Origin of the sequence: Halapricum salinum, from assembly GCF_004799665.1 — an archaeon.
Taxonomy (GTDB): Archaea; Halobacteriota; Halobacteria; order Halobacteriales; family Haloarculaceae; genus Halapricum; species Halapricum salinum.
The window spans coordinates 478253-503288 of sequence record NZ_CP031310.1 but is presented as its reverse complement, the minus strand read 5'-3'; the positions used below and the strand labels follow the sequence as shown (position 1 = coordinate 503288).

Below are 25036 nucleotides of genomic sequence, written 5' to 3'. Positions count from 1 at the left end.
CCCGGAAACTGTCCGCACCCTGTTTTTATACCGGAGCGTGAACCAGCGAGTGATGAGAAACGCCGTCCTTCGCGCGACGCTGATATCCTACGTCGCCCTCGTCGCCGTGCCGCTCGCCTCGCTCGCTCCGGGACCGACACCGCCCTTGATCGCCGGCTGTGCACTGCTCGGCGCTCTCGTGGGAACCGTCGCCACCGCCCGGATCGACCCACAGAAATGGCTCGACACGTGGTCGCGCGTGATCGCCGGATTCGCACTCCCAGTCGTCTGGCTCGTCCTCGGGCTGGGCATCGGCCCGGTTCCCGATGGAGTGGCCAGCGGGCCGCTGTTCGTCGGCGGGTTCGGGATCGTGGCCTGGCCGGTGGCGATCCTGACCGCGGTCTACTGCGAGCAGATGGAACGGATCGAGGACGCGACGGTCGAGCTGTCCTTCGAGGCCCGACCCGCCTCGGCAGTCGACGAGCGAGTCGCCAACGTCGCGGCGATTGTACTCGGTCTCGTCACCGTCGTCGCGGTCGTCGTTCTCGCTCTCACTGGCGGGTTCGACGACGGCCTGTTTCTGACGTGGCTGCCCGGGATGTCCGTCGTTCTACTCCTGCTTCACGACCAGCAGGACTCCCGTGAAGTCCAGATTACCGACATCGGGATCGTCGTCCACTCGACGATCCACGAGTGGGACACCATCGCGTCGTACAGCCTCGACGAGGAGGAACTCTCGCTATCGCGGCCGACGTGGTATCACTCGACGCTTCGCTACGACCGCGACGACATCGAGGACGTCGAGGCAGTCGTCGACGCGCTGTCGAAGCGGCTCCCTGAAACCTGAGCGACGACAGTGAGCTTCAGCCTCGGAAACTCTCCGCCCTGGCTTTTTATATCGGAGTCGAAACCGTCGAGTGATGAGAGGAACCGTCTTCCGGGCGTCGCTGACCGCCTACGTCGCGCTGCTGGTCGGTCCGGCCGCCGCCTTCCTGCCGGGCCCCGAGTGGCCGCTGTTCGCCGGCGGGCTGGCCGTAGGGGCGGTCGGCGGCGCGATCGCGAGCAGACGGATCGACGCTGAATCGGTGCTGTCCCCGTTGCGGGCCGTCGCCGGTCTCGCACTGCCGCTAGTATGGCTGATCCCGATGGTGACGACCGCCGAGTCGCTGGTCGATCTCTACCTGAGTCCGTGCTTCGCGGGGGCGTGCGCGGCCGGCGTCTGGCTTCTCGTCGTGCTCGTCGCCTACGACAATCGCCAGCGAGCGCGGATCGAAGCGCTGACCGAGCACGTGACGTTCGAGGCAGGCCCGCCCCGGGAGACGCACCGCCAGCTCCAACTCGCGGTGGGCGCGCTGCTCGTACTCACTGGCACTGTCGTCGTCGCGTCGGCGTTGTTCCTCGGTGACGACGTCTCGCTTTCCTCGTACGTCTGGCTCCCGGCAATGGTCCCGGTCTGGATCATGCTCCTCACGAACCGCACCACCCACGAGGTGGCCGTCGCCGAAGAGGGACTGCGCGTCGACAGGACGATCCACGACTGGGGCACAGTCGAGAGCTACGAACTCACCGACGAGGCGCTCACCATCTTCCGTCCGACGTGGTATCACTCGGACGCGACGTTCGCCCGCGAGGACATCGAAGACGTCGAGGCAGTCGTCGACGCGCTGTCCGAGCACGCGCCCCGGAATTAGTCGACGGTTTCGACTGCGTCGCCGATCACAGATTTCACGTCCGCGAGCATCGCCTGGGCGTCGTCGCTCTCGACGTAGACCCGAACGTAGGGTTCCGTGCCGCTCGGCCGGACGAGCGTCCACGACCCGTCTTCGAAGGAGAGCCGGACGCCGTAGTCCGTCGAAACGTCGGCCTCGGGATACGTGTCGGGAAGCCGGGTTTCGAGGTCGGCCATCGCCGCGCGCTTCAGTCCGTCGGGGCACGTGACCTCAGATTTGAGATAGGGTCGTTCGGTCACGGGCTCACGTAGCGTGTCGAGTCCCTGGGCGGCGACGAGTCGGGCGACGACGGCCGCGCTGGCGACGCCGTCGATCCAGCCCCCGAGTGCTGGATGGATGTGTTTCCATGGCTCGGCCGCGAAGACGACCGCTGCTCCCGGATCGGTCCGAGCACGGATCTCCGCGATGCCCTCGTGAAGTGCGCCGAGTGCGATCCGCTCGACGCGGCCGCCGGCAGCCTGGACTCGCTCGTCGATCCGGCCCGAGGCGTTCGGCGTCGTCAGCACCACGGGATCGACGGCCTCGCTGGCGCGGACGTAGTGTTCGGCGAGGATCGCCAGCACGGTGTCCTCGTGGACGATCTCGCCCTCGCCGTCGACGATCACGATCCGATCGGCGTCGCCGTCGTGGCCGATCCCGAGTTCGACGGTCTCGTGGCCCGCGACGAAATCGCACAGGCCAGTCAGCGTTTCGGGCGTGGGTTTGCTCCCGCGGGCGTCGAAGTGACTGTCGACGTTGGCGTTGAGCGCTCGCACCGCCCCACCGAGTGCCCGGATGACCTGCGGCGTGGCGAGTGAGGCCATCCCGTTGCCGCAGTCGACCGCGACCGTGAGGCCGTCGAGGTCGTCGCCGTGCCCGCGAGCGAAGTCCGCGACTTCCTCGCGATACCCCCGTAGGATGTCGGCGCCTCTGGACTCGCCCCAGTCGGCCCACTCAGCCGAGCGGACACCGTCTTCGACGCGGGATTCGATCCGTGATTCGGCGTCGCTGTCGAACTCGACGCCGTCTGCGAACAGCTTGATCCCGTTGTCAGCCGGGGGGTTGTGACTGGCCGTCAACATGACGCCGTAGCGGCCGCGGCTGGCTGCCGCGAGCGCGGGCGTCGGGACCTGCCCCAGACGCACGACGCTCGCACCCGCACTGGTCAGTCCCGCTTCGACGGCCCCCACGAGAGCGGTCCCGCTCTGTCTGCCGTCCCGTCCGAGGACGACCGTCTCGGCCTCGACACCGACGGCCCGGCCCACGTCGAGTGCCAGTTCCGGCGTGACGGTGTCGGCGACGGGACCGCGGATCCCGGCCGTTCCGAACAGTTCCATGTCTGGGAGTTCGACGCGGGGTGACAAATAAGCCCCTATCTCCTCAAAAATCGAGACCGGTCACCAGGTCGTACTCCAGCACGTCCTCGCCGTCGCTGTCGAAGAAGAACTCGCCCCGGAACTGCTGGCCGTCGAGCAGGAGTGGCAGCCAGTAGCGGTCGTCGTCCCACATCTCTTCGTATGGCAGGTCGTCGGTGTCGATCCAGCGCGGGACGCCCTCGTCAGTTTCCTGAGGACGGCCTACGAAATCGCGAGTGAGAAAGACGTGGACGAACATGAACGGCTCTTCGCCGAAGACGAAGCGCAACTCCCCGCGCTTGTCGAGGCCCCGAACTTCGAGGCCGACCTCCTCGCGCGTCTCGCGGACGGCACACTCCCGGGGCGTCTCGCCGTCCTCGATCTTGCCGCCGGGCGCGACGAGATTCCCGGCTCCGGGGCCGCGTTGTTTGCGGATGAACAGCAGGTCGTCGTCGCGCAGGGGGTGACAGAGCGTCGCTTCACGCATTGGAAGTGCGTCTGACTGGCGTCGCCAAAAATATTGGTTCCGAACGATTGTTCGCCAGGTTTGCGGCGAACCGTCGGAGTTTTTTCGGCCCGCCACGTCTGGTCGGACGTGAAGAACGTCACGCATCGACAGTCCAACCCGTTCGGTCATCAGCCGGACTGTCAGAACTTCGTCCCGGGGTACGGCGACGCCAACGCCCACTTCCACGTCATCGGTGACCACCCGGGCGTCCACGGCGGGATCGACTCGGGTATCCCCTTCACCGAGACGCCCGGAAGCGAACGCCTCCAGTCGGCGCTGGTCGAAGCCGGCCTCCTCGAATCCGCAGGGACACCACCGACGGTCGCACAGACCTACTTCTCGTATCTGTGTATGTGCGTGACTCCTGGCCCGCCCACGCAGGCCGATTACGACGATCTCGAACGCTTTTTCGACTCCGAGTTGCGGGCGATCACCGCCCACGTCTTGCTGCCGGTCGGCGAACGCGCCACCAAGCACGTGTTGGCGAACTACGCCGCGCGCAACGGCCACCTCGACATGGACGCACTCCACGCCACCGAACGCCAGGGAGCTGGCTGGCTCATCTATCCGATCAAAGATCCCGGAACGTGGACCGACGCCGACGAACAGAAACTCGTCGACGCCCTCACCACGCTCCAGCAACGCGACTACCGCCAGGAGGTCGACCTCGGTCGGTTCCTCCCCGGAGACGACCCCTATCGCGTCAGATAGCGTGGTCGCTGGACCACGTTCAGATAGCGTGGTCGCTCGACCACGTTCAGATAGCGCGGTAGTTTTTAGCGGCCAGTATCCGTCTCCGGAGACATGGCCGACGAGCCTGCGACCGAACTCCGGCGACTCCTCGACCAGCCCGAGATCACCGTCTTCCCCGGCGCGTACGACACCATGTCGGCGAAACTGGCCGAACAGGCCGGCTTCGAGACCGTGTTCACCTCCGGGTTCTCGATCGCCGCGACCCAGCTGGGGCTGCCCGACCTGGGACTGATGACCGCCTCGGAGAACGTCGATCGTATCCGTCGGATCACCGAATCCATCTCCATCCCGCTGGTGGCCGACATGGACACCGGCTACGGCAACGCGCTGAACGTCCGGCGGACGATCGGCGAGTGCATCGACGCGGGCGTCGCGGGCGCGATCCTCGAAGACCAGCAGTGGCCAAAGCGCTGTGGCCACATGGACGAGAAGCGAGTCGTTCCGACCGACGAACACGTCCGGCGCATCCGTGCGGCAGCGGACGTCCGCGAGGAGCGCGACAGCGACTTCCTGTTGATCGGGCGCACCGACGCCCGCGAACCGCACGGGCTGGACGAGGCGATCGAACGCGGCCGAGCCTACGAGCGCGCGGGTGCTGATGTCGTCTTCGTCGAGGCCCCACAGTCTCGCGAGGAACTCGAACGGATCGCCACTGCCTTCGACGCGCCGACGTTCGCGAACATGATCGAAGGCGGCAAGACGCCGGTGCTATCGGCCGACGAACTGGACGATCTCGGGTTCGACATCGTGGTCTATCCGCTGACCGCGCTGTTCGCGATGACTCGGGCGGTCAGGGAGGCTTACGAAGCACTGGCGACGCACGGGACGACCGACGCAGTCGAGACAGTCACTTTCGCGCAGTTCGAGGACGTCCTCGGGACCGAGTCCTACCGCGAGCGCCAGCGGGAGTACGCAGAGGAGTAGCCCGGAATCCGGCTGGTGATCGCGTTCGGCAAGCTACTTGCCGACGGGGCTATTGGCTTGTGATATGACTTCTACGCGAGCGGCAGGAGCGACAGGTTGCGCAATTTGGCAGACGGTGATCGACGGATGAATCCGAGTCGCGTCGACTCGCTGGTCGATCTGACATACGGACTCCTCATCGCGCTGTCGGTCGGACTGATCTTGCTGGCCGGCAACGACATCGGGCTGGCCTTCGGGTTCGGTGTGCTCGTCGCCTACATCGTCCACGTCGCCTGGAAGATGGCCCGCTTCGACCCCGACTGGATGACGTCGACGGTCAAAGAGACCGTCGAGGAGACCATGGACGACACCGTCGAGGCGAAAGTCGACGAGACGGTCGGCGAAGCCGTCGAAGAGACTGTCGGTGAGACAGTAGACAAGACGGTCGCCGAGACGGTCGAAGATACGGTCGACAAGACTGTCGCAGAGACCGTCGAGAAGACAGTCGAAGATACGGTCGACAAGACTGTCGAAGATACGGTCGACAAGACCGTGTCCGAGACGGTCGAGAAGACGGTCGAAGATACGGTCGACAAGACGGTGGCTGAAACGGTCGAGAAGACTGTCGAAGAGAAGGCCCAGGAGGCCGTCGAGGAGAAGGCAGAAGAGACAGTCACGGAGAAAGCCGAAGAAGCCGTCGAGGAGAAGGCAGAAGAGACAGTCACGGAGAAAGCCGAAGAAGCCGTCGCCGAAAAAGCCGAAGAGACTGTCGAAGAGAAAGCCGAAGAAGCCGTTGCGGAGAAGGCCGAGAAGACTGTCGAAGAGAAAGCCGAGGAGACGGTCGCCGAAAAGGCAGAAGAGACGATCGAAGAGAAAGCCGAAGAAGCCGTCGAGGAGAAGGCCGAGAAGACTGTCGAAGAGAAAGCCGAGGAGACAGTCTCAGAGAAGGCCGAAGAGGCCGTCGAGGAGAAAGTCGAAGAGGCCGTCGAGGAGAAGGTCAAGAAGGACGACGAGACCGAAAAGTAGCGGCGATCAGGTCTCGCGGAGGCTGACTGAGCGAACTGCCCCCTGTATCGGGGAACCTATCTAATAGGATTTATATGTCTCTGTCGAGGATCAAAAGTCGATATGTCTTCACAACAGGGTGGGCGGCCACGACAACAGTCAAGCCAATCAGACGGCGTTCGTCATGCACTATTCGGAATCGCAGTGTATGGGGTATTCGCGATCGGATCGTTCGTCTATCATCTGCTGGAGTATTCACTCGCGTCCGAGGACTCGAGACTATACAGCGCTATCGAGGATGATATGTTCTACAGGGCAGTGGACGCTGTCTTCGGGTACACTGACGGCCCCGTATTCGGGTTGCTGTTCGCCTTCGGTATCGGTGTGTACTACCACACGAGTACGGACGCCCAGATATCGTCCTACCAGCCCGCGGCGATCGCTGCCGCCGCTGGAACGGCGGTCGTTCTCGTCGTCTCGCTACTCCTCATGACGGTCACCGCGCCAGACGCCATCGACTTCAGTATCGGTGACGAAATTGCGGGAGTGCTCGTTTCACTGATCGGCGCAACTGTCACTGCGGTCCTGACAGCGGTCGTTCTCGACAGACAGGTCCCGGCCTAGCGGGACACCCAGTTTTCCGATCGCGTGACACCCAGAGCGGCTGCTACGCCCAGAACGCGTCCCCGGGCTGCTCCTCGAATACCACGCGCTGAAGCAGCTCGATTCCCTTTTCGAGCCCCTCACTGGCCGAGGTCAGCGCGTCCTCGTGTTCAATCGAGAGCGCGCCGCCGTAGCCGACCATTCGCAGCGTCGAGACGATGTCCCGCCAGTGATCCTCGCCGTGGCCGTAGCCCACCGAGCGGAAGATCCACGAGCGATCCGCGACCTCGTCGTAGGGCGTCATGTCGAGGACACCGTTCGTCCGGGCCTGGGCGTCGTAGACTCTGGTGTCCTTGGCGTGGAAGTGGTGGATGGCGTCGTGTGCGCCCAGCAGCCGGATCGCGTCGGTAATCTCGATTCCCTGCCAGTACAGGTGGGAGGGATCGAAGTTCGCGCCGATCCGGTCGTTGGTCCGGTCGCGGAGTTCGAGCATCCCCGAGGGCTCGTAGACCAGCATGTTCGGGTGCATCTCGATGGCGACGTCGACCTCGTGTTCGGCGGCGTGTTCAGCCAGGTCGCGCCAGTAGTCGGTGGCGACCTCCCACTGGTACTCGTGGGCGTCGGCGTGCTCGCCGGGCCAGGGTGCGGTCACCCAGTTTGGCACCTCGTCGTTCGGGCCGCCGGCCGGCAGTCCCGAGAAGCAGGTGACAGTGCCGATATCGAGCACGTCTGCTAGTTCGATGGCTTCCCGGAGTTCGGTGTCGGCCTCGCTGGCCCGCTCGTCGTCGGGGTGCAAGGGGTTGTTGTGCGTCGCGAGTGCGCTCACGCGGAGATCGTACTCGTCGAGATCCGTACGCAAGTCGGCCCGTGCGTCCGGATCCGTAAGCAGTGTCTCGCGGTCGAGATGGCCCTGGCCGGGATAGCCACCACAGCCGAGCTCGACCGCGCCGACGCCGAGGTCCGCAAGATATCCGAACGCTGATTCACGGGACTGGTCGCCGAGCGGAACGGTCAGTACGCCTACGTCCATAGTCGAGTGCAGGACCGACCAGGTAGTAAAAGTGGGCCTCTACTGGCGTCGACTCGCGGGAAATCACTCGGTTTCGTAGCGGTCGAACAGCGTCGAGAGCTGTCGGGCACGCATCGTGAGCATCTTCGCGTTGACGTACATCTCGCCGAGCGCGAGGGTCTGCTCTTCGGCGACGGCGGCGACGTGCTCGGCCTCTTCCATGTTCGCTCGGGAAGTCTCTGCGGCCTCGTCGGCGATCGAGGCGACCTCCTCGCTGGAAGCGGCCTGATCGTCGGTCGCGTTGGAGATCTCCTTGACGCCGCTGGTCGTCTGCTGGACGTGGTCCATGATCGATTCGAGCGCTTCTAGCCCTTCCTGGACATCCTCCTGGCCGTCTTCGACAGTCGACTGCATCTCGTTGATCTCCTCGACGGTCTCGCTCGTCTGGTCCTGGATGTCCTCGATGAGCGCCTCGATCTGCTTGGTTGCGTCTTTGGTCTCCTCGGCGAGGCTCTTGACCTCGTCTGCGACGACGCCGAAACCGGTCTCCTCGCCAGTCGAGGCGTGAGCGGCTTCGATCGAGGCGTTCAGCGCGAGGATGTTCGTCTGTTCTGCGATCCGGTCGATCATGTCGACGATCTGTCCGACCTCTTTCATCTGGTCGTCGAGCGTCTCGACGGCCTCGACGACGGTGTCGGTCTGGTCGCTGGCTTCGTCCATCGCGTCGGCGACCCCGCGAGCGGCTTCGATCCCCTGGACCGTCTCGCGCTCGGTCTTGTCTGCCTTCTCGGCGACCTCGTTGCTGGAGGCGGCGATCTCTTGAATCGTCGCGGACATGTCGCCCATCTCCTCGGAGATCTGGCTGATCTGGGTGTGCTGCTCGTGGAAGACGTCGGCGATCTCCTGAATCGTCTCGGCGACGCTCTCGCTAGCCTCCATCACGGCCTGGGTCGCGGTCGTGACCTGTTCTGAGGAGCCGGCGACGTCCTCGCTGAACTCGTTTGCCGTGTCGATCGTTTGCTCGAAGGCCGTCGCCATCTCGTTGAACTCCCGGGAGAGACGATTGAGCGCTTCCGAAGGCGTGTCGACGTCGAGGCGCTGGCGGAGGTCGCCGTCGCCGGTCTGCTCGATGGTGTCACAGCAGACGGCGATGTAGTCGTCCAGTTCCTCCGTCGAGAGATTGCCGGCCGTCTGGACACCACCGTCGGTCGTCATCGGCGTCGCCGGAGTCTGGACGCGTTGATCCTGCAGATCCGTGAGTGCATCCCGTGCCGCTTCGAGACGGACTTCGAGCGTGTCCCGCTCCGCACGGAGCGCCTCGCGCTCGTCTTCGAGTGCGTCCCGTTCCTCTCGGAGATCCTCCCGCTCGGCGTGGACGTTCGCGAACCGCTCGTCAAGTCGCCAGACGGCGTACCCGAGCGTGCCGACCGCTGCGAGTAGTCCGCTCGCCGCGAGTAGCACGTACGCCGGCCCGGAGACGAGAGACGGCAGAAGCGCCTGATAGAACGCGTGCACCAGCTGGAATCCGAGTGCCGCAGTTGTAGCTCGTTCGGCGAACAATCGCATGTGTCTACGTTACCCAATCGACCATATATATCCTTCCACCCAATATCAGATTTTGTTCTCAGACCCGCTCGAAATCGCCTTCTCTCGTCGGATCTCCTCGACCTGAGAGGAGAGCGGCGGACGCCTCCGGAAGTATTACCAGACGTGAGAACGTCGGCGGTAGGTTCAATACAGGGTAGCAGAAACGCCAGTATAGACGATCATGTCACGTTCTGGCGAGCAATTCAGTTCCCGGGGCCGGACCGACACGGAGTTGCTTCACCGGATGGTGGGCGGCGATGGTGAGGCGGCGATGGAGGCCCTGTTGTCGGGGTTTCAGAGTCGCCATCCTGACGTCTCGCTGGGGGACGTCACCAACGAGAACCTCAGTCTGGCCGTCAAGAGTCGCATCCTCAAGGAGACGCCGCCGGACCTGTGGGTCGAGTGGCCGGGCAAGAACCTCTTTCCGTACGTCGAGGCCAACGTCCTGGCGGACATCTCCGACGTCTGGAACCAGTCGGACATGGAGCAGCAGTATCTCGACGGTCCGCGCGGGGCCTCGGAGTTCGACGGCGTCTATCACGCCGTCCCGCTGAACATCCACCGGATCAACAACCTCTTCTACAACGTCGATCTGGCCGTCGAGGCCGGGATCGATCCCTCCAGCGCGTCGAGCCCTCGCGAGTTCGTGGAGATGCTCCGGCAGGCCGAAGCCGAGACCGGGCAGGTCGGCATGCTCTTTCCGATGAAGAACCCCTGGACGGTCCTGCAGCTGTGGGAGACAGTGCTGCTGGGCGAGCACGGCCACGATGTCTACAAGGCCGTGAGCGACGGGCGAGCGTCGGCCAACCGGCAGGCGATCGCCGACGCGCTGGACATCGTCGGGACCTACGCCGATCTCGCGACCGACGACGCGCTGTACATGTCGCTGACCGACGCCAACGAACGCTTCATCGAGGGCGAGTCGACGTTCTTCCACCAGGGCGACTGGGCCGCCGGGGCCTACACCGAGACCGACGGCTTCACCTACGGTAGCGACTGGGAACACGTCCCCTTCCCCGGGACCGAGGGCGAATACGCGATGAACATGGACGCCGTGATCGCCTCGTCGATGACCGACAACGAGGACGCCGTCGGCACCTTCCTGCAGTACGCCGGCTCGGCGGACGGCCAGCGCCGATTCAACCAGAAGAAGGGGTCGATCCCGCCGCGGACGGACGTCTCGATGGGGGAGTTCAATGCGTTCCTCCAGGGCCAGCACAAGGCCTTCCAGTCCTCGCGCTCACAGCCGCTGTCGATCACCCACGGGCTGGGCGTGCGGCCGGACCAACTCATCGAACTCAAGACCGCGATGTCCTCGTTCGTCGCCGAGTGGGACATCGACGCCGCGACCCAGGAAGTCGTCAGCGCCTTCGAGCAGTAATCCCCGACTCCGACCCGCGACCGTTTTATTCGCCGCTCTCGAACGGGGAGTCATGACTCTCGAAACGATGCGACCCGATCCCGTCTTCGACGCCGAGTCCTACGGCGATACTGTCGAGACGCTCGCCCAATTCGACGATCTGACGTACATCGTCTGGGGCGGCGACTGGTGTGGCGACTGCCGCAAGCAACTCCCCGAATTCGGCGCTGCACTCGACGCCGCAGGCATTTCCGACGATCGAATCGAGGAGATCCCCGTCGAGAAACTCGACGATGGCTCGAAGGAAGGCCCGAAAGTCGAAAAGTACGGGATCGAGTACATCCCGACGGTCGTCGTTCTGCAGGACGGCGAGGAGGTCGCCCGCTTCGTCGAGGAGGAACCGGTGCCGATCGCCGTCTATCTGGCCGACGAGATTCGCGCATATTTCGACGAGAACTGATCTACTCGCATTTCCTCGGGGCACGCCAGTCGACACGCCGTGTTCCCGAGTAACTATTTTGTGTTTGTGTATGTAAACACAAACTATGGGGACGAAAACTATCGGCATCAGAGAGGACGTCTATGAACGCCTGAAAGCCCGCAAGCGGGAGGGCGAAAGTTTCACAGACCTCGTAGATCGTCTCCTCGCGGAGGCACAAACCGATTGGCGGGAGGGGTTCGGGACGCTCGACGCAGACGCGGCCGCGCAACTGGAACGGGCAGCCGAGAGGTCTCGCAGGCAGACGAGCGCGGGCCTCGCGCACCGCCAGCGAGAGGTTCTCGAGGAACTCTCCGAGACCGAGGATATGGATGAAACTGCTTGACACAACCTTTCTCATCCGCTACTGGGCCGGACGAGACAACGTGAGAGCGTTCCTCGAACGGAACGAGGAGTCCGAGTTCATCACGACGACGCTCAACACCAAGGAGATTGCTGTCGGGCGGGACCTCCAGAACAAACTCGACCGACACGAGATCCTGTCGACGTTTGGGTGGCTGGATGTCGTCCCCTTCCGGACCGACCACGCAGTCATCGCCGGACAGTTAGAAGCGACATTACACCGCGATGATAGCATCAACCAGGACAGGATAAACTCCCTCGCTGGAGATATATTGATTGCAGCCGTCGCCAAGGAGACGGGCGCAACGGTCGTGACGGAGAACACCGACGACTTCGAGCTGCTCGACGACGTGTCCGTAGAAACCTATTGATATCGGCTCTCGATTCTGTAGACCTGCCACTGACGTGTGGACGGCTGTCCGAACAGGACTGGTTGGCGCGCGCCGGGCGCGCTCTCGTGCGCGCCTTGTCTCCGTGCGAGGGATGAGCAGCACAGCGAACGAAGTGAGCGAGCAGCGCAGTCGGCTGGGGAGGGTGTGGCACGGTTGCTGTGCTTCGGGTGGAATGAAAGGGGCGACGCGGAGGGCGACGTCCGGCGAAGCAAGGACCGACGGACCGCAGCGAGCCGCACGAGCCGTCCGCGTCGGGGGCTTTCACTGCGTTGGTCGTGTCTGCGTTCCCGTCAGAGAGCCGTCCGTGTCGGAAGCCGCTGGCCGTGTACAGGGATCGTGGCACAGTCACGGACGGCATACTGAATCGCCAACCGAAAAACTGCCGGGAACGCTATTCCTGAGCCCACTCGAGCGCGTCGTTCACGTCACTGAAACTCGCCACTTCCGCTCCGGGGACGTCCACAGCGGCCTTCACGGCCATCGCGGTCGTCCCCTCCGAGACGAATCCGATCCGGTCGACACCAGTGTACTCACCGTTCTCTGACCACGCTTCGCCCATGTACTCCTGGGTCTCGCGAGCGAGATTCGTACTGTCGCCGAAAACTGCCAGCGTCCCCTCGATGTCGCTACGCGTGCCCCGCTCTCGGTAGTGATCGCTCGCGGCTTCCAGGTCCTCGTCGGCAAAACCCTGCCAGCCCTCCATGAACCAGATGCCGACGCTGCCGCGCTTCTCGAATGACCACTCGTACTCGCTCGGATTCGGAATGTCTGTCGTGCTCGACATACCAACACCTTCTCGCGTGCGGACCTATCGATAGTTCCTAACTCGTTAGGACACTCACTCTCGAAGCCACTCGATCGCTGCATCGAGATCGTGCTGCGGCGGCGAACACGCGAAGTCCCGACAGGCGTACACGGTTGGCTCGCTATCTCGCGCGTCTCGCTCGGCCCAGATCGGCGGTGCGTCATCCAGCTCAAGCCCCACCAGCCACTCGTCCAGCCCGCCATCGTCTCCCGGCCGACGGGCCAGAATCCGCGCCGGCAGGTACGTCTTCGCCAGCACCTCGCGCCACTCGGCAGGCATGTCATCCGCAGCCACCGTCAACTCGACCGATCCGTTCCGGTAGCGATCGGCTGCCAGCGTTAGCGAGGCGTGCTGAATGGGATTACCCTCGATCGACTCGGCGTGAGTCGACAGCACTCCCGAAGCCACGTCCTCGAAGTCCGAATCGAGGCGGAAGTGCGACAGCGCGAGCAGCGTCTCGGCGGCCACGCCAGCACTGGAGGGCGTCGACTGGTCGTTCAGCTCCTGCGGGCGGGCGATCAGGCTCTCGCCGCCGGTCTGGGTGAAGTACAGCGTTCCCTCCTGTGGGTCCCAGAAGCGCTCGACCAGCGCGTCGGCCAGGTCGAGTGCGAACCCGAGATGCGCCGCGTCGCCACTCGCCTGATAGGTGTCGAACGCGCCACGCGCGAGGAAGGCGTAGTCTTCGAGATAGCCGTCGATCTTCACCTCGCTATCCTTGAATCGCCGCGAGAGCCGTTCCTCCTCGGCGTCCCACAACTGCTCACGACAGAACTCCAGCGCCGCGACCGCCACGTCCACATAGTCCTCCTCCAGCACGATCGCCCCCTCCGCGAGTGCCGAGATGAGCAGGCCGTTCCAGCTCGCCAGCACCTTCTCGTCTCGGTTCGGGCGCGGCCGCTCTTCCCGAGCCTCGAAGGCTTGCTCGCGAGCGTCTTCGAGCCGTTCTTCGACCTCACTCTCGGGAAGGTCGTAACTCTCGGCCAGCTCCGCGATCGACGCGCTGCGAGTCAGCACGGTCGTCCGCTCGAAGTTCCCGGCCTCGGTGACGCCGTAGCGATCACAGAACAGCTCCGCCGTGGTCTCGTCGTCGATCGCTTCTCGAACTTCCGCGGGCGTCCAGGTGTAGAACGCCCCTTCCTCGTCCCCGGCGGATGGATCGTCCGGCGGTGCGCTCCGGGCGTCGAGCGTGCTGTAGAACCCGCCTTCGGGATGTTGGAGTTCCCGTTGCAGGAACGCGAAGGTCTCTTCGACCACTTCCGCATACCGCTCGTTCCCGGTGGCCTGATACCCTGCGAGATACGCCCGCGGGATCTCGGCGTTGTCGTAGCCCATCTTCTCGAAGTGGGGCACGACCCACTCCCGATCCGTGGAATAGCGGTGGAACCCACCCCCGAGGTGGTCGTAGATGCCGCCGTCGGCCATCCCGTCGAGCGTCTCCTCGACGACGTCCAGCAGGACGTCTCGACCTGTGCGTTCGTGCGCCCGGAGGAGGACGTGCAGCCGTCCGGTCTGGGGGAACTTCGGCCCAGAGGAGCCGAAGCCGCCGTGTTCGCGGTCGGCGGTCCGCATCGCGGCGTTGGCGGCCGAATTCAGCAGATCGTCGCCCAGTTCGCCCGGTTGGTCGGGCGTCGACGCCACTTCGTTCTCGATCGCCTGGGTCCACTGGGTCGCCCGCTCTTCGATCTCGTCGCGATCGTTCTGCCAGGAACTCCTGAGCTTCTCCAGCAGGTCGCCGAAGCCGGGCGTTCCGCGGCGCGATTCCGGCGGAAAGTACGTCCCCACGTAGAAGGGTTTCTGGTCGGGCGTGAGCCACACGGAGAGCGGCCAGCCGCCGCGGCCCGAGACCAGCTGGGCGAGCGTCTGGTAGATCGAGTCGACGTCCGGGCGCTCCTCCCGATCCACCTTGATCGGGACGAAGTGATCGTTCAGTTTCCGGGCGGTCGTCTCGTCCTCGAAGCTCTCCTCTTCCATGACGTGACACCAGTGACACGAGGAGTAGCCGATCGAGAGGAAGATGGGTTTGTCTCGCTCGCGAGCGGCCTCGAGGGCAGTTTCGTCCCAGGGCTGCCAGTCGACGGGGTTGTCCGCGTGCTGCTGGAGGTAGGGACTGGCCTCCTCGTCGAGACGATTCCTGGCGAGGGGGTCGGCGTCGTCGCTCATGTCCCGACGTTCGGTCCTCGGACGGTAAACAGCGGCGGCCCCGGCAACGTGGTTCCGGGTTCTTTCGCCCGCCGACACAGCCGCGAACAGGTATATGGGATCCCAGTCCATAGCGGGAGGCAGTGGGTACTTCGACGCCGCCAGTGGACTATCCAGAGCCGGACGCCCTGGCCGACGCGTTCCACGTCTACGAGGTCGAACCGGACGGAGACACCGTCCGGTACTACGGCGAGCCGCTGGTCCAGAAAGACGGGCTCGTCGACCGGATCGCGCCGCTGTTTCGCGAGGCGGGTTACCACGTCTCGATCCGGTACGAGACAGGCGAACACGTGCTCGTCGCCGAGGAGCGATCCCCGGGCGTCGACGGCGTCCCGTGGACGAACATCGGCCTGTTCCTCGCGACCGTCGCGACGACGCTATACGCCGGTTCGCAGTGGTACGACCTCTCGATCGAGTCGGACCCGGCGTCGATACTCCAGGCCTGGCCGTTCACCGCCGCCGTCCTGGGCGTGCTGGCCGTCCACGAGTTCGGCCACTACCTCACGAGTCGCTATCACGACGTACAGGCGAGTCTACCCTACTTCATCCCCATTCCGAACCTGCTGGGGACTTTCGGGGCGGTGATCCGGATGAAAGACCACCTCCCGAGTCGCAAGGCGCTGTTCGACATCGGCGTCGCCGGGCCGCTAGCGGGTCTGGTCGTCACAGTTCTCGTCACCGCAATCGGCGTCTCGCTGCCGCCGGTCACGGTCGGACCGGACGCGATCGTGCGGGAGGTCGAACTGGGGTATCCCCCACTGATCCATCTGATCGCCTCGTTCCTGGGTGAGCCGCTGACCTACGCCGACCCTTCGCTGATGGTCAATCCGGTCGTGATCGGCGGATGGGTCGGCGCGTTCGTCACGTTCCTGAACCTCCTGCCGGTCGGGCAACTCGACGGCGCGCACGTCACGCGTGCACTGGTCGGCGAGCGCTTCGAGCGATTCCAGTTCGTCGTTCCCGCCGGGCTGTTCGCACTCGCGATCGGCGTCTTCCTCTTCGGGGACAGCCGCGCAGTCGGAATCTGGCTCGTCTGGGCGGTCCTGGCGCTCGTGTTCAGCCGCGTCGGGAGCGCGACACCCATCGATCGCTCCGACGTCGGCTGGCAGCGCAAAGCCGTGGGCCTGCTGACGCTGGTGCTCGGTGCGCTCTGTTTCACGCCCGTTCCGATCGTCTTCACTGGGTAGGCTGGGACGAACAGCAACCCTTTACTGACAGTGCTGCGGCCTCTCAGGTATGACAGAGACCGTGCTGCTCATCGGCGGCGGGGGTCGCGAACACGCCGTCGCTCGCGCGCTCGCCGATTCGGACTGTGAACTGTACGCCTGTGCCGGCAACAAGAACCCCGGTATCACCCAGATCGCCGCGGGCTTCGAGACGCTCGATACCACCCACCCCAAGGCCGTGACGACCTACGCCGAGAGCGTCGACGCCGACCTCGCCGTGATCGGCCCGGAAGCGCCACTCGCCGCGGGCGTGGCTGACGCGCTCGACGAGGCGGGTATCTACGCGTTCGGCCCCCAGGAAGCCGAGGCCCGCATCGAGACGGACAAGGCCTTCCAGCGCCGCTTCATGAACCAGCACGACATCCCCGGCTGCCCGGACTTCGAGACGTTCGAGGACATGGAGGCCGCCTGCGAGTACATCGACTCCTACGACGGCGACCTCGCGATCAAACCCGCCGGCCTCACTGGCGGCAAGGGCGTTCGGGTCATGGGCGACCAGATCGACGCCGAGGAGGCCAAAGCATACCTCCGCAAATCCGACTACGACCGGGTCGTTCTCGAAGAGCGACTCGTCGGCGAGGAGTTCACCGTGCAGGCACTCGTCGCCAACGGCGAGGTTCGCGTCACGCCCGCCGTGCAGGATCACAAACGCGCCTACGAGGGCGACGAAGGTCCCAACACGGGCGGAATGGGAAGTTACAGCGACGCGACGCTCGAACTCCCGTTCATGGATCGCGACGATTACATGGCCGCCGTCGAGGTCATCGAGGCGACCGTCGACGCCCTCGATGGGTACAAGGGCGTCCTCTACGGGCAGTTCATGCTCACGACCGAGGGTCCGAAGGTCGTCGAGTTCAACGCCCGCTTCGGCGACCCCGAGGCGATGAACACTCTCCCCGTGCTCAACACGGACTTCCTCGACGTACTGACCGCGGCGCGCGACGGCGAGACGCTCCCGCAACTCTCCTTCGCCCCGAAAGCCACAGTCTGTAAGTACGCCGTCCCCGATGGCTACCCGACCGACCCTGAAGCCGGCGCGAAAGTCACCGTCGACGAGGAAGGCGCTCGCGAGATCGCCAGCGAGTACGACGGCGAGGCCATCCTCTTCTACGCAAGCGTCGACGACCGCGAGGACGGGATCTACACCACCACGTCGCGATCCTTCGCCGTCGTCGGCGTCGCCGACACGATCACCGAGGCCGAGGAGATCGCCGAAGCGGTGCTCTCTGAGGCGGGCGAGGAGGGCCTGCGGATGCGCCACGACATCGGCAAACCCGATCTGGTGCAAAAGCGGATCGACCACATGCAGGAACTGCGATAGACGCTCGACTTCGGTCGGACAGAGCCGGCGGCTTCTTATTCGGGGACCTCCAATCGCCGAGCGTGTCCGACGAGGAACCGTCCCGTTACGATCGGCTCTCCAGACAGGCCACGCCGGGGCCGCGTAACTCCCTGATGCACTGGCCCGAGACGCGCCACCCGCTTCGGGTGACGCTGAACTTCATCGTCGTCTGGATCGCCCGCTACTCCCCCAGTCTGAAACTCAAGAACTGGCTCCTCCGACGACTCGGCGCGAACGTCGGAGTCGGGGTCGCGTGGGCGCTGACGGCCACCCCTGACGTGTTCTGGCCCGACCTCATCACTGTCGAGGACGACGCCATCGTCGGCTACGACGCGACGATCCTCTGTCACGAGTACCTCCAGAACGAGTTCCGCACCGGCGAGGTCGTCATCGGCGAGCGCGCGATGATCGGCGCGGGTGCGATCATCCTCCCCGGCGTCCACGTCGGCGCGGACGCCCAGGTCGCCGCCAACTCGCTCGTGGATCAAGACGTCCCCGAGGGTGCGACCGTCGCGGGTGTGCCCGCGGAAGTGGTGGATCGACCAAACGACGGCGAGGACTCCGAAGAAGAGTGAGATCCGGTCAGGCGCGCGCCGGCTCGCGTTTCATCGCGAGTCGGGGCGAGACCGGAGGTCTCGCTGGCCCTGCGGGCGACTCATGGGTCGCCCGCAGAACGGCGTCGTGCGAGGGATGAGCGAGCCTTTGGCGAGCGAATCGGTTGGGGAGGGTGTGGCGCTGTGCTGTGGTGCGGTGCCTGGTGGATCGAAAGGGCGAGACTCGCGTGGCGCGACCGAAGGGAGGGCCACGAAGGTCGAACGGGGAGGTACGACCCGTGAGACTCGTCTGGCGCTGAACGGAGTGAAGAGCGTCGCTGAGGGGGCTCTATCTGAACGAACGCAGTGAGTGAAGATATCCCGCTCAGCGACCGCCAGCGAGTCGAGGGCTTTCCTGAGTTGTTAGGGTGGCAGTCATTGGTTTCTAGCCAGCGAGTCGAGAGAGAACCAGAGAAACCTAGCCCCGAATCCGAACGATCCCGCTTTTGAACACGCGCTGGTTGGGGATGATATACTCCTCGCCGTCGCTCTCGACGTGGGTGACGAAGACGTTGATCTCCTGGACGATCCCGCGCGTGCCGTCGATCTTGACCTCGTCGCCGATGCTGTAGGGCTGGGTCAACAGCAGGTACATCCCCGCAGCACCGGCAGCGAGCAGGTCCTTCAGGGCCAGCCCACTCAGGAACACGAGCCCGAAGGCGTAGACGGCGAGCAGGATCAACAGCGCGGCGGTCGCGACGCCCAGTTGGCCGAGTGCGACGAGCGCTGCGATGTAGTAGATGCTGTACTTGACGACTTCGGCGAGGAGACTCGCCTCCGGTAATTTGACGCTCTTGAGGCGTTCGTTGACGACGAGTTCGGCTTTGTCGCCGACGATGAGTCCGAGGATGATCGCGAGTGCGGCGATGAACAGCCGCGGGAGGAGGTCGACGAAGCGCGTCCAGAAGAGCTGCGGGTCGCCGATCTGGGCGACGTTGACTGCGACGATGACACTCACGATGTAGACGGCCAGGGCCATCAGCTGTGAGAGGATGCCGACCGTCGAGAGCCCGACGTTGTTGACGGTCCGCTCGAACAGCGTCCCCTCGACGGCGTCGTCGACGCCCTGACTGACGAGAAAGCGCCGCGTCCCGCGCCAGGCGAGATAGCCCGCGATCGCGCCGATGACTAGAACGACGACGGCGATGGCGACCGCCCCCTTCTCCGAGAACAGGTCCCGGATCAGCCCCGGCGCGTCGATCTGTGCGGGATACGTCGACCGATGCCCAGACGACATCAGTAGTCCTCCGGATCCAGCTCCAAAATCAGTTCACCGCCCTTGAACGCCCGGACGAGGCCGTCACTCTCGCTGAGGACGATCGCGATGGCGTTGGTATCCCGCGTAACGCCCGCGGCGGCCATGTGGCGGGTCCCCAGCCCCTTCGGGATGTCGACGCCCTGGGCGGAGGGTTCGAGGTAGCGATACGCCGAGACGATCTTGCCCGAATCGGAGATGACGAACGCGCCGTCCAGCCGCGAGAACTCCTTGAGCATGACGTTCACGATGGGGTCGCCGACGTGGACGTGCGATTTTTCGAACGGGTTGTAGCTCAGCGGCCGGGACTTGTTCATCACCTTGCCGGCGTCACCGACGACGAAGAGTGCGCCGACGGGCTTGCCCTTCTGCCCTTTCTTGCCGAGTTCGACGGCGACTTCCAGGACGTTCCGGACGACCGACGATTCGGCCCGGGAGTTGACGAACAGGTCGTAGACGCCCGACCGGGAGAACTCGCCGGCGCGGACGCGCATCACGGTGTCGATGTCGTCGCCGAAGCTCTTGAGCGCACATAGCAGGGTCATCTCCTCGTCGACCAGTCCCTGCTGGACCGCGCCTTCGATCCCGAAGCGCACGCGTTCGGTGGGGTTGCTGAACTCCAGCGGTAACTCGACGAAATCGTCGGCGCTGACAGTATTCTCCGGCCCGACGACGACCACCGGGCGGTCGAGATCGTCGAACGACTCGTAGACCGACGAACTTGGAGAGAACAGACACGCTCCGTCGACGTCGGCGGCGAACTGGTCCAGAAAGTCCTCGAAACCGCTCATTGTCCGAAACTCTCTGCGGACCGAAAAAAGCGTTCCGGCGGCGTCTGACAGCCGTCTGCCGACTGTCACCTTCGTACCCGGACCAGCGGAGCGACGTTCACGATCGATCCCGTATATTCCCAGGCGCTCGGAACGGAGAGACACGTATTTCCGCGTTCGCCGGCAAGCCATAGAGGAGACGATGGGTAACCTCAATACGTTGTTTTCCCCCGACCGGGTAGCCGTGATCGGAGCGACCGAGAGCGAAGGATCGGTCGGGCGCGCCATCATGGAGAACCTCCAGTCTGGGTTCACAGGCGAGATTCTGCCCGTGAACCCCAACACCGAGGAGGTATTCGGGCTGTCTGCCTACGACAGCGTCCTGGACGCGCCCGACGTCGACCTGGCCGTCGTGGTCGTCCCGCCCTCGATCGTGATCGACGCGATCGAAGAGGCCGGCGAGGCCGGCATCACGGACGTCGTCGTCATCACTGCCGGCTTCGGTGAGTCCGGCAGCGAAGGCGCGTCCCGAGAACAGCAACTCAAGACGATCGCCGAAGAGTACGACATGAACCTCGTCGGGCCGAACTGCCTGGGTATCATCTCCACGCCAGTGGGGATGAACGCCACGTTCAGCCCGCAGTCCGCCCTGGAAGGCTCGATCTCGTTTATGAGCCAGTCCGGGGCGTTCATCACCGCCGTGCTGGACTGGGCCAGCGACCGCAATCTTGGCTTCGAGAACGTCGTCTCGGTGGGCAACAAGGCCGTCCTCGACGAGGGCGACTTCATCCGCCACTGGGGCGACGACCCCGACACCGACGTCATCCTCGGGTACCTCGAAGACATCGACGATGGCCGGGCGTTCATCGACGCCGCGCGCGAGGTCACGAACGACACGCCGATCGTCGTCGTCAAATCTGGCCGCACGGAAGCGGGCGCGTCCGCCGCGGCGTCTCACACCGGGGCGATCGCCGGCAGCGAGCGCGCCTACGAGGCCGGCCTCGAACAGGCGGGCGTCATCCGCGCCGAGTCCGTCCAGGAACTGTTCGACTACGCCGCGATCCTCGAAGACCAGCCCCTGCCAGACGGTGACGAGATCGCGATCGTCACCAACGCCGGGGGTCCAGGCGTGATGTCGACCGACGCCGTCGGCGACTCCGGGCTCTCGATGGCGACGTTCGCCGACGACACCCTCGGACGTCTCGAGGAGACGATGCCCGAGGCCGCGAACATCTTCAATCCCGTCGACGTCCTCGGGGACGCCCCGACCGAGCGCTACAGCGACGCGCTCGACGTCGTCCTCGAAGACCCGAACGTCGGCTCGGTGATCGTCGTCGCCTGTCCCACCGCGGTCATGGACTTCGAGGACCTGGCGGAGGTCATCGTCGAGAAACAGCAGGAGTACGAGACGCCGATCGCCGCGAGTCTGATGGGTGGAGACTCCGCGCGCGACGCCGAGGAAATCCTCGACGACGTCGGCGTCCCCTCCTATTTCGATCCCGCACGCGGGGTCAAGAGCCTCGACGCGCTCCGGGAGTACAGCGAGGTCAAACAGGCAGAGTACAGCCAACCCACAGCGTTCGACGTCGACCGAGAGCGCGCTCGCGAGATCCTCGAACGCACCAAAGAGCGTGAGACGAACAAACTCGGCGTCGAAGCGATGGATCTGCTCGACGCCTACGGCATTCCGACGCCCACAGGTGAGATCGTCTCGGACAAACAGGCTGCTGTCGAGGCCGCCGAGACCATCGAGGGCAACGTCGTGATGAAGATCGTCAGCCCGGACATTCTGCACAAATCTGACATCGGCGGGGTCGAGGTGAACGTCCCCGTCGAGGAAGTGGCCTCGACCTACGAGGACCTCATCAGCCGGGCGCGCAACTACCAGCCCGACGCGACCATCCTCGGCGTGCAGGTCCAGGAGATGCTCGACCTCGATTCGGGAACCGAGACGATCGTCGGGATGAACCGCGACCCGCAGTTCGGCCCGCTCGTGATGTTCGGGCTCGGTGGTATCTTCGTCGAAGTGCTCGAAGACGCCACCTTCCGGGTCGCGCCCGTCAGCGAGTCCGAAGCCACCGAGATGCTCGACGAGATCGACTCCGCCCCGCTGCTCAGGGGTGCGCGCGGCCGCGATCCTGTCGACGAGGCCGCGATCGTCGAGACGATCCAGCGCCTCTCACAGCTCGTGACGGACTTCCCGGCGATACTCGAACTGGACATCAACCCCCTCGTCGCGGCGCCCGACGGCGTCTCGGCGGTGGACATTCGCGCGACGATCGACCACGAAGAACTATAACACCATTCAGGAGCAATACCCACTATGGACCCACTACTCGTCACCTCGACCGAAGAAGCGACCGGCAAGACAGCAGTCAGCCTCGCGATGGCCAAACTGGCCGACGCGGCCGGCCACAGCGTCGGCTACATGAAACCGAAGGGCACGCGCCTGCAAAGTGCGACTGGCAAGACCCGCGACGAGGACCCTATGCTCGCGCGGGAGTTGCTCGACCTCGATGCGGAGATGCACGAACTCGAACCGATCGTCTACACGCCGACGTTCATCGAGGAGGCCATCCGCGGACGCGAACAGTCCGACGAACTCCGTGAACGAGTCCTCGAAAACTACGATCTGCTGTCGGAGGGCCGCGATCTGATGGTTCTGGAAGGCACGGACGAACTCACCACCGGCGGGATCGTCGATCTCACGGACCCGGAGATCGCCGAGTTGATCGACGCGAAGGTCGTCCTCATCTCGCGCTACGACGAGCCTGGCGACGTCGACGAGATTCTCGCCGCTGCCGACCAGATCGGTGACAACCTCGCAGGTGTGCTGTTCAACGCCGTGCCGGACAGCGCCCTCGACCAGCTCACCCAGGACGTCGCGCCGTTCCTCGAAAACCGCGGCGTTCCGGTGCTGGGCGTGATCCCGCGGGTCAAGGAACTCGCAGGTATGTCCGTCGGCGAACTTGCCGAGCGACTCGGTGCGGAAGTGCTGACCAGCGACGTCTCGACGGACGTGTTCATCGAGCGCTTTACTGTCGGTGCGATGTCCGCCGAGGGTGCGCTGACACAGTTCCGCCGGATGCAAAACGCCGCGATGATCACCGGGGGCGACCGCGCGGAGATCGTCACGGCCGCGCTGGAAGCCTCGGGGATCAAGTGTATCATCCTCGGCGGCGGCTTCCGGCCGACCGGCGCCGTGCTGGGCAAGGCAGAGAAACGGGGCGTCCCCGTGTTGCTGTTGCAGTCCGATACCCGGATGGTGATCGACCGCGCCGAGGACGTCCTGCGCAGCGGCCCGACGCGCGATCCCAAGACCGTCGAGCGGATGCAGGAACTGCTCGGCGATCACGCCGACGTCGACTCGCTGCTCGACGAGTAGCGTCGCCCCCCCGGCAATCCCGAACGCCGCCACAGCAGTCACGGCTCGACGCGCTATCAGCGCTGAAACGACGCTAGGCGCTTATTTGGCTGGCTCTCATAGTCTAGCCTGGAGCCATATCGGCTCCGTAGTGTCACACGCGCGGGAACCCATCTCCCGCCGTTTCCCTTTGGCTGTGGCGTCAACTTCTATACGTGCGGCGCTACCACGCAGTCGCATGACTGATGATAGCACAGGGGAGGGACCGGGCCCGAGTCGCCAGCGCGACGTCTACATGCAGGGGATGGCCGACGTGACGCCCGACGTTCCGGTCGCCTACGAGGAGCTCGAAGCCGCAGCCCTGGAAGCACTCGACCACGAGGCAGCGGGCTACGTCGCTGGCGGTGCGGGCGGCGGCGAGACGATGGCGAGCAACCGCGAAGCCTTCGACCGGTATCGGATCGTTCCGCGGATGTTACAGGACGTCGCCGAGCGCGACCTCTCGGTCGAACTGTTCGGCCGGACCTACGAGACGCCGGTCGCGCTCGCACCCGTGGGGGTGCTCTCGATCGTCCACGAAGACGCCGAATCGGCAGTCGCGGCAGCAGCCTCAGAACACGACGTCCCCATGCTCCTGAGTACCGTCTCCTCGGTCGCGCTCGAAGACGTCGCCGCCGACCTCGACGCGCCCGGGTGGTTTCAGCTCTATCCCAGCGCCGACCGCGAGGTCTCGAAGAGCCTGCTTGAGCGCGCCGAGGACGCGGGCTACGAGGCGCTGGTGGTCACCGTCGACACGCCGATGCTCGCCTGGCGCGAGCGCGACATCGAAGACGCGTACCTCCCCTTCCTCGATGGCGAGGGACTGGCGAACTACCTCGACGACCCGGCGTTTCGCGACCGCCTCGATGTCGACCCCGAGGCGAACGAACTCGCCGCCATCCGAGAGTTCGTCGACATCTTCGGCGATCCGTCGCTGACCTGGGACGACCTCGAATGGCTCGTCGAGCAGACCGACCTGCCCGTGATCGTCAAGGGGATCCTCCATCCCGATGACGCGCGATCAGCAGTCGACGCGGGCGCAGACGGCGTCGTCGTCTCGAACCACGGCGGCCGGCAGGTGGGGCGCGCGATTCCGGCCCTCGAAGCACTGCCCGACGTCGTCGCGGCCATCGGCGAGGACGCAGCAGTGCTGTACGACAGCGGGATTCGGCGGGGTGCCGACGTCGTGATCGCACTCGCACTCGGCGCGGAGCTGGTGCTGCTGGGCCGCCCCTACGTCTACGGGCTCGCACTCGATGGGGCCGACGGGGTCGACGCAGTGGTGTCGAACGTCCTGGCCGACCTCGACCTGACGCTGGGGCTGGCGGGCCAGTCCGTGGTCGGGGACCTCGACGAATCGATCCTGCGCCGCGATCAGGAGTGAGGCCCATCTGGCAGACCTGAAACAAAATTATATAGCGTCGTCTACTACGTCGGGG

24 protein-coding genes are annotated in these 25036 nt (G+C 64.8%); 16 read left to right on the top strand and 8 right to left on the bottom strand.

From position 1 onward, the window contains the following. The first annotated feature begins 52 nt into the window (after window positions 1-52). Together DV733_RS02425 and DV733_RS02420 are read left to right on the top strand one after the other, a co-directional pair. Window positions 53-826 carry a DUF5673 domain-containing protein gene (locus DV733_RS02425; RefSeq protein WP_049993601.1) on the top strand — a complete coding sequence of 258 codons (774 nt, stop codon included), beginning with the start codon at window positions 53-55 and terminating at the stop codon, window positions 824-826. Between the two features lie 73 nt (window positions 827-899). Beyond that, window positions 900-1670 (top strand): DUF5673 domain-containing protein, encoded by a 771-nt coding sequence (locus DV733_RS02420; RefSeq protein ID WP_049993600.1) that lies wholly within the window; start codon window positions 900-902, stop codon window positions 1668-1670. On the opposite strand, the gene DV733_RS02415 is transcribed toward DV733_RS02420, so the two are convergent. After that, complete coding sequence (locus DV733_RS02415) at window positions 1667-3025, bottom strand: phosphohexomutase domain-containing protein (RefSeq protein WP_049993599.1); 1359 nt, start codon at window positions 3023-3025, stop codon at window positions 1667-1669. The genes DV733_RS02420 and DV733_RS02415 overlap by 4 nt on opposite strands. A gap of 43 nt (window positions 3026-3068) precedes the next feature. After that, window positions 3069-3530: an 8-oxo-dGTP diphosphatase gene (locus DV733_RS02410; RefSeq protein ID WP_049993598.1), complete on the bottom strand. Its 462-nt coding sequence runs from the start codon at window positions 3528-3530 to the stop codon at window positions 3069-3071. 108 nt (window positions 3531-3638) lie between these two features. On the opposite strand from DV733_RS02410, the gene DV733_RS02405 reads away from it, so the two are divergent. The 4 genes from DV733_RS02405 (at window position 3639) to DV733_RS02390 (ending at window position 6836) form a co-directional block, all read left to right on the top strand. Further along, window positions 3639-4262, top strand: a complete 624-nt coding sequence (locus tag DV733_RS02405; RefSeq protein WP_049993597.1) for a uracil-DNA glycosylase family protein — start codon at window positions 3639-3641, stop codon at window positions 4260-4262. A gap of 93 nt (window positions 4263-4355) precedes the next feature. Continuing rightward, entirely contained in the window at window positions 4356-5228 is an 873-nt protein-coding gene (locus tag DV733_RS02400) for an isocitrate lyase/PEP mutase family protein (protein ID WP_049993596.1), read from the top strand. Between the two features lie 126 nt (window positions 5229-5354). Continuing rightward, the gene (locus tag DV733_RS02395) at window positions 5355-6233 is read left to right on the top strand and encodes a hypothetical protein (protein ID WP_049993595.1); all 879 of its coding nucleotides are present in this window, start codon (window positions 5355-5357) and stop codon (window positions 6231-6233) included. Window positions 6234-6515: 282 nt separating this feature from the next. Beyond that, window positions 6516-6836, top strand: coding sequence for a hypothetical protein (locus DV733_RS02390; protein WP_136342268.1), 321 nt, complete (start codon window positions 6516-6518; stop codon window positions 6834-6836). Window positions 6837-6879: 43 nt separating this feature from the next. Here the strand turns inward: DV733_RS02390 and DV733_RS02385 are convergent, their stop codons facing one another. Further along, window positions 6880-7845 carry a sugar phosphate isomerase/epimerase family protein gene (locus DV733_RS02385; RefSeq protein ID WP_049993593.1) on the bottom strand — a complete coding sequence of 322 codons (966 nt, stop codon included), beginning with the start codon at window positions 7843-7845 and terminating at the stop codon, window positions 6880-6882. Between the two features lie 63 nt (window positions 7846-7908). Continuing rightward, the gene (locus DV733_RS02380; RefSeq protein WP_049993592.1) at window positions 7909-9390 is read right to left on the bottom strand and encodes a methyl-accepting chemotaxis protein; all 1482 of its coding nucleotides are present in this window, start codon (window positions 9388-9390) and stop codon (window positions 7909-7911) included. A gap of 202 nt (window positions 9391-9592) precedes the next feature. Here DV733_RS02380 and DV733_RS02375 point away from each other — a divergent pair, with 202 nt between their 5' ends. The 4 genes from DV733_RS02375 to DV733_RS02360 all read left to right on the top strand — a co-directional run bounded on the left by DV733_RS02375 (window position 9593) and on the right by DV733_RS02360 (window position 11983). After that, a complete protein-coding gene (locus tag DV733_RS02375; protein WP_079979407.1) occupies window positions 9593-10792 on the top strand; it encodes an ABC transporter substrate-binding protein in 1200 nt (399 codons plus the stop codon). A gap of 52 nt (window positions 10793-10844) precedes the next feature. Then, a complete protein-coding gene (locus tag DV733_RS02370) occupies window positions 10845-11231 on the top strand; it encodes a thioredoxin family protein (protein WP_049993590.1) in 387 nt (128 codons plus the stop codon). An 85-nt stretch (window positions 11232-11316) separates the two neighbouring features. Continuing rightward, entirely contained in the window at window positions 11317-11595 is a 279-nt protein-coding gene (locus DV733_RS02365; RefSeq protein WP_049993589.1) for an antitoxin VapB family protein, read from the top strand. Continuing rightward, a complete protein-coding gene (locus DV733_RS02360; RefSeq protein WP_049993588.1) occupies window positions 11582-11983 on the top strand; it encodes a type II toxin-antitoxin system VapC family toxin in 402 nt (133 codons plus the stop codon). Before DV733_RS02365 ends, DV733_RS02360 begins: the two co-directional genes overlap by 14 nt. Window positions 11984-12395: 412 nt before the next feature. On the opposite strand, the gene DV733_RS02355 is transcribed toward DV733_RS02360, so the two are convergent. Together DV733_RS02355 and DV733_RS02350 are read right to left on the bottom strand one after the other, a co-directional pair. Beyond that, on the bottom strand, window positions 12396-12788 hold the full coding sequence (locus DV733_RS02355; protein WP_049993587.1) for a hypothetical protein: 393 nt from the start codon (window positions 12786-12788) through the stop codon (window positions 12396-12398). A gap of 54 nt (window positions 12789-12842) precedes the next feature. Further along, on the bottom strand, window positions 12843-14969 hold the full coding sequence (locus tag DV733_RS02350; RefSeq protein ID WP_049993586.1) for a thioredoxin domain-containing protein: 2127 nt from the start codon (window positions 14967-14969) through the stop codon (window positions 12843-12845). Window positions 14970-15091: 122 nt separating this feature from the next. On the opposite strand from DV733_RS02350, the gene DV733_RS02345 reads away from it, so the two are divergent. The 3 genes from DV733_RS02345 to DV733_RS02335 all read left to right on the top strand — a co-directional run bounded on the left by DV733_RS02345 (window position 15092) and on the right by DV733_RS02335 (window position 18151). Next, a complete protein-coding gene (locus DV733_RS02345; RefSeq protein ID WP_049993585.1) occupies window positions 15092-16195 on the top strand; it encodes a site-2 protease family protein in 1104 nt (367 codons plus the stop codon). Window positions 16196-16244: 49 nt separating this feature from the next. Continuing rightward, on the top strand, window positions 16245-17555 hold the full coding sequence (purD, locus tag DV733_RS02340) for a phosphoribosylamine--glycine ligase (protein WP_049993584.1): 1311 nt from the start codon (window positions 16245-16247) through the stop codon (window positions 17553-17555). Window positions 17556-17617: 62 nt separating this feature from the next. Continuing rightward, the gene (locus DV733_RS02335) at window positions 17618-18151 is read left to right on the top strand and encodes an acyltransferase (RefSeq protein WP_049993583.1); all 534 of its coding nucleotides are present in this window, start codon (window positions 17618-17620) and stop codon (window positions 18149-18151) included. Between the two features lie 436 nt (window positions 18152-18587). Here the strand turns inward: DV733_RS02335 and DV733_RS02330 are convergent, their stop codons facing one another. After that, a complete protein-coding gene (locus DV733_RS02330) occupies window positions 18588-19406 on the bottom strand; it encodes a mechanosensitive ion channel domain-containing protein (protein ID WP_049993582.1) in 819 nt (272 codons plus the stop codon). Continuing rightward, window positions 19406-20215: a diadenylate cyclase DacZ gene (dacZ, locus tag DV733_RS02325; RefSeq protein WP_049993581.1), complete on the bottom strand. Its 810-nt coding sequence runs from the start codon at window positions 20213-20215 to the stop codon at window positions 19406-19408. The genes DV733_RS02330 and dacZ overlap by 1 nt, the downstream gene beginning before the upstream one ends. 181 nt (window positions 20216-20396) lie before the next feature. Here dacZ and acs point away from each other — a divergent pair, with 181 nt between their 5' ends. The 3 genes from acs to DV733_RS02310 all read left to right on the top strand — a co-directional run bounded on the left by acs (window position 20397) and on the right by DV733_RS02310 (window position 24981). Beyond that, on the top strand, window positions 20397-22493 hold the full coding sequence (gene acs / locus DV733_RS02320; protein ID WP_049993580.1) for an acetate--CoA ligase alpha subunit: 2097 nt from the start codon (window positions 20397-20399) through the stop codon (window positions 22491-22493). 24 nt (window positions 22494-22517) lie between these two features. Then, complete coding sequence (locus DV733_RS02315) at window positions 22518-23579, top strand: phosphotransacetylase family protein (protein WP_049993579.1); 1062 nt, start codon at window positions 22518-22520, stop codon at window positions 23577-23579. 217 nt (window positions 23580-23796) lie between these two features. Beyond that, window positions 23797-24981, top strand: coding sequence for an alpha-hydroxy-acid oxidizing protein (locus DV733_RS02310; protein WP_049993578.1), 1185 nt, complete (start codon window positions 23797-23799; stop codon window positions 24979-24981). Window positions 24982-25036: the final 55 nt, after the last annotated feature.

Coding starts and splice junctions, on each gene's coding strand:
- DV733_RS02360 (WP_049993588.1), top strand. CDS start 11,582: ATGAAACTGCTTGACACAACCTTTCTCATCCGCTACTGGGCCGGACGA.
- dacZ (WP_049993581.1), bottom strand. CDS start 20,215: ATGAGCGGTTTCGAGGACTTTCTGGACCAGTTCGCCGCCGACGTCGAC.
- DV733_RS02365 (WP_049993589.1), top strand. CDS start 11,317: ATGGGGACGAAAACTATCGGCATCAGAGAGGACGTCTATGAACGCCTG.
- DV733_RS02380 (WP_049993592.1), bottom strand. CDS start 9,390: ATGCGATTGTTCGCCGAACGAGCTACAACTGCGGCACTCGGATTCCAG.
- DV733_RS02395 (WP_049993595.1), top strand. CDS start 5,355: ATGAATCCGAGTCGCGTCGACTCGCTGGTCGATCTGACATACGGACTC.
- DV733_RS02400 (WP_049993596.1), top strand. CDS start 4,356: ATGGCCGACGAGCCTGCGACCGAACTCCGGCGACTCCTCGACCAGCCC.
- DV733_RS02415 (WP_049993599.1), bottom strand. CDS start 3,025: ATGGAACTGTTCGGAACGGCCGGGATCCGCGGTCCCGTCGCCGACACC.
- DV733_RS02350 (WP_049993586.1), bottom strand. CDS start 14,969: ATGAGCGACGACGCCGACCCCCTCGCCAGGAATCGTCTCGACGAGGAG.
- DV733_RS02425 (WP_049993601.1), top strand. CDS start 53: ATGAGAAACGCCGTCCTTCGCGCGACGCTGATATCCTACGTCGCCCTC.
- DV733_RS02390 (WP_136342268.1), top strand. CDS start 6,516: ATGTTCTACAGGGCAGTGGACGCTGTCTTCGGGTACACTGACGGCCCC.
- DV733_RS02355 (WP_049993587.1), bottom strand. CDS start 12,788: ATGTCGAGCACGACAGACATTCCGAATCCGAGCGAGTACGAGTGGTCA.
- DV733_RS02310 (WP_049993578.1), top strand. CDS start 23,797: ATGACTGATGATAGCACAGGGGAGGGACCGGGCCCGAGTCGCCAGCGC.
- DV733_RS02330 (WP_049993582.1), bottom strand. CDS start 19,406: ATGTCGTCTGGGCATCGGTCGACGTATCCCGCACAGATCGACGCGCCG.
- DV733_RS02420 (WP_049993600.1), top strand. CDS start 900: ATGAGAGGAACCGTCTTCCGGGCGTCGCTGACCGCCTACGTCGCGCTG.
- DV733_RS02315 (WP_049993579.1), top strand. CDS start 22,518: ATGGACCCACTACTCGTCACCTCGACCGAAGAAGCGACCGGCAAGACA.
- DV733_RS02370 (WP_049993590.1), top strand. CDS start 10,845: ATGACTCTCGAAACGATGCGACCCGATCCCGTCTTCGACGCCGAGTCC.
- DV733_RS02385 (WP_049993593.1), bottom strand. CDS start 7,845: ATGGACGTAGGCGTACTGACCGTTCCGCTCGGCGACCAGTCCCGTGAA.
- DV733_RS02375 (WP_079979407.1), top strand. CDS start 9,593: ATGTCACGTTCTGGCGAGCAATTCAGTTCCCGGGGCCGGACCGACACG.
- acs (WP_049993580.1), top strand. CDS start 20,397: ATGGGTAACCTCAATACGTTGTTTTCCCCCGACCGGGTAGCCGTGATC.
- DV733_RS02410 (WP_049993598.1), bottom strand. CDS start 3,530: ATGCGTGAAGCGACGCTCTGTCACCCCCTGCGCGACGACGACCTGCTG.
- purD (WP_049993584.1), top strand. CDS start 16,245: ATGACAGAGACCGTGCTGCTCATCGGCGGCGGGGGTCGCGAACACGCC.